General features: G+C 42.4%; 1 protein-coding gene and 1 pseudogene. Both read right to left on the reverse strand.

The features are described from left to right. Positions 1 to 174: 174 nt before the first annotated feature. A pseudogene (gene ftsH2 / locus CWATDRAFT_RS30395) lies at positions 175 to 2,067 on the reverse strand (ATP-dependent zinc metalloprotease FtsH2). A gap of 254 nt (positions 2,068 to 2,321) precedes the next feature. Next, positions 2,322 to 3,080, reverse strand: coding sequence for a COP23 domain-containing protein (locus tag CWATDRAFT_RS30400; RefSeq protein ID WP_007308552.1), 759 nt, complete (start codon positions 3,078 to 3,080; stop codon positions 2,322 to 2,324). Between the last annotated feature and the right edge of the window lie 687 nt (positions 3,081 to 3,767).

Raw genomic sequence — 3,767 nt, forward strand, 5'->3', positions numbered from 1 at the left:
AAAAACAATTAGGATGAATTGGAAAGTGAATAACGTGTTAATCCAAGTACAGTAAAGTAGGTCTGTTTACCCAACGTCCCACTGGAAATGATGGAATGTTACCAAGCAATCTGGTCAGTGACAATTAAAAGATTAAGCCCAAAAAGACGGATCGTTCGCCCCTTTTTTCTAGTTCTAGGTAATTATAACTGAGGACAAACTGTTCGTGTCAGGAATTCGGTGTATTCAGCTACAAATTGACGGAACTCTTCTCCACCAATAGTTTCTCTTTCGATCAACAATTCCACCAAGCGATCTACCACTTCGCGGTTGTCACGGACAATTGGACGAGCTAATTTATGGCCTTCTTCTGCTAAGATTCGCATTTCGCTATCAATTTTCATGGCCACTTCTTCAGAGTATTCAGAACGGTTCATTAAACCACCGCCTAAAAATACTTCACCAGAGGAACTTTCTAAGGAAAGAGGACCAAGCTCACTCATACCGAAACGAGTCACCATCTGACGAGCCATTTCTGAGACCTGCTGTAAATCGCCACCAGCACCTGTTGTTACCTCATCGTAACCAAATACCTCTTCTTCCGCTGCACGACCGCCTAAAGCTCCGGCAATGCGGGCCATAAGCTGTGCTTTGGTAGTTAACCCTTGTTCTTCGTTGGGGGTAAACCAGGTCAAACCTTGAGCTTGTCCCACGGGGGATTAAAGTAACTTTTTGTACGGGATCGTGATCCTTAACTAAGGTTCCAACGATCGCATGACCAACCTCATGATAGGCGATGAGACGCTTACTCTTACTATCTACTAAGGGGGTTCCTTCCATACCAGCAACCACCCGATCCACAGCGTCGTCAATTTCTAGTAAGGTAACGGCTTCCTTACGACGACGGGCGGTTAAAATAGCAGCTTCGTTGAGTAAGTTAGCTAAGTCAGCACCACTAAACCCAGGAGTACGACGGGCGATGGTCTCAATAGAGACATCGGGGGCTAATTTTTTGTTGCGAGCGTGAACTTCTAAGATTTCGATCCGTCCTTTGAAGTCAGGAGCGTCTACAATCACCTGACGGTCAAAACGGCCGGGACGCATTAAAGCAGAGTCAAGGACATCGGGACGGTTGGTAGCAGCAATAATAATGATTCCTGTATTGCCTTCAAACCCGTCCATTTCGGTTAATAACTGGTTTAAGGTTTGTTCCCGTTCGTCGTTACCGCCACCGATACCGGCACCACGTTGACGGCCAACTGCGTCAATTTCATCGATAAAGATGAGACAAGGGGCATTTTCTTTGGCTTTCTTGAATAAATCACGAACACGGGACGCACCAACACCGACGAACATTTCTACGAACTCAGAACCTGAAATGCTGAAGAAAGGTACACCAGCTTCCCCGGCGATCGCTTTAGCTAAGAGGGTTTTACCTGTTCCAGGAGGTCCCACTAATAACACTCCTTTAGGAATGCGCGCGCCAACTGCGGTGAAACGTTCGGGCTGTTTTAAGAAGGTGACAACTTCTTGTAATTCTTCTTTAGCTTCATCGATACCGGCCACATCATCGAACATGATGTCGGTTTTGGCTTCCATTTGGAAACGAGCTTTAGACTTACCAAAATTCATGGCCTGTCCTGGCCCACCGGGTAAGTTACTGGAACGACGGAATAAAAAGAATAACGCGCCAATCAGGAGAATGGGAAATAATAAATTGCCCAAAAAGCCCCATAATGCCCCTTCGTTACGGATGGGGTGGGATTCTAAGTCTACGTCAGACTGACGTATCTTACTAATTAGATCAGGGGCGTTCATGGGAAGATCAACCCGTGAACGCTGTACACGATCTTGAATTTCTGGGTCAACCGCTTCGACAATGGCGGTGCGTCCCCCTTCATAAAGGTCCACACTGAGGATACGACCAGAATCTAAATATTCTAGGAAGCGTCCGTAGGTCATACGGGTGTTAGCTGTGTTGTTCCCCATGGGAGTTGATGTTGCGGGGAAAGCTCCCTGCCAGAGGAAAAATCCCACCACCAATAGTGGTAATGTCCAGAGTAATAGGGTTCTCCAAGATATTTTCATAAGTTAAGGTTTCTCTTAGGTGAGTGAATTTGATTTTCTTAACACAAAATATGTTTTTTGTCAAGATTTTAGTTATATAGACGAGAGTTGTGCTGAAATTGCAGACCCAACTTAATTAAATTTAACGTAATTCTCAGATTAGTTGCAAGTTTTATTATGTGTAGACAAAAAAATAGAGAGCAGTAACTGACTAACTCTCTAGATGGAAGGGAAAGAATACAAAGGTTTTGAACGTCTTTCCCTGTGGTTATAATCTACTCTCGAATGGGAGGAAACTTAGCAGGATCTTCTTCTAAACCACCAATTGCGGGGGAAATAGAATTGTTGAACTGAGCCAAGGTTCTTTGAGCTTCTGCGAATGTAGCACCATTTTCAGGTCTTAAAGTTAAGACTACATTTTCGGTAGAAACGTTTTCAGGATCGTAGGAGATGAAGATAACTCTTTCTCCGTTAACAATACCTGTAGCCATTCTTTCGGTGAATGCTTGAGCAACACCTACAGGAGTAGTTTCACCAAAGGCATAGGCGAGATTGGTTAAGCGCGCACTAACGGTTTGACAACGACTTTCGGGAGTATATAACCCTTCTGGATTACTGGAAGGAACATTCTCATTCCAGAGAATCATGGGTTGTCCACCTAATTCACCCAATGCGATGTATTGGGAAGAAATATCCTCACTTGAATAAACACCACCACTATAGGGGTTATGAGGATCGAAAGTGCTACCGACGGGAGCAGCCTTTGCAGGATTAAAAGTAATTTCTACTACCCGTTCTTCAGTGGCATAACTGCCATCTGCTTGAGGAACACATTCAAAGACAACTTTCTGCATCTTGCGTTCAAAAGCACGGGGGCCAGGATTGCTGTCCCAGTCAACATAAGCGATCTCTTCCTCTCTTTCTAATTCTTGAGGATAGACGAAATGTTGAGCTTGCGCTTCGGAAACTAAACCAAGTACACCAACAGTTGCTACTGTACCTAAAGCAATAAACTTAGCTGAATTGTTAACCATTTTGACCTCCAAAGAGTGTAAGGAGCAGTGTTTTAATAACAAACAAACTGCTGTTTGATCGAACTTGCCCTAAACTAGATTAGTTCACGGGACTTGCACTACATCACACCACACTTTATCGGTCGCTAAATTGTTTCTCTCTGCCTAGCACCTTACTTATTACAATAATTATTCTAGCTCTTTAATTCTGTTCAAAGGTTACAATCATAGGATTATTTTACAATTCGATATCTGTTACTAATTATATCTACATTATCAGCATTTTTAGAAAACAATAATAGCTCAAATAATTGAGAAGACAGTTAAAATTTAATATGAACTTTATAATTATCAAAAAAGTCCTTTTTTTCCGTAAAAAACGATACAATTTTAAGGGTTAACTAACCGAGAAGATAATCATGAAAGACAGCATCGGAAAGCTTAGAGGTTTATCAAGGTCAATTTTGGACATATACTATTACCCCAGAAGACTTCAAGGGGTTAAAACTATCGTGCCGGTTACTGTATCGGCCTCAGTTTGCTTAGGAAGTGGTGTGTTTAGGAAAGGGGGATTATCTACCTTAATTTATCATCCTTATTACTCATTTGCTGGTTGGCATAGTTAAAATATCAATTATGGTCCTTCCACGTGCTAAGTATGTGGGATGACCTAAGGAAATTGTCGATTATAAAGCTAGTTATTTTTTG

Origin of the sequence: Crocosphaera watsonii WH 8501 (assembly GCF_000167195.1) — a bacterium.
GTDB lineage: Bacteria > Cyanobacteriota > Cyanobacteriia > Cyanobacteriales > Microcystaceae > Crocosphaera > Crocosphaera watsonii.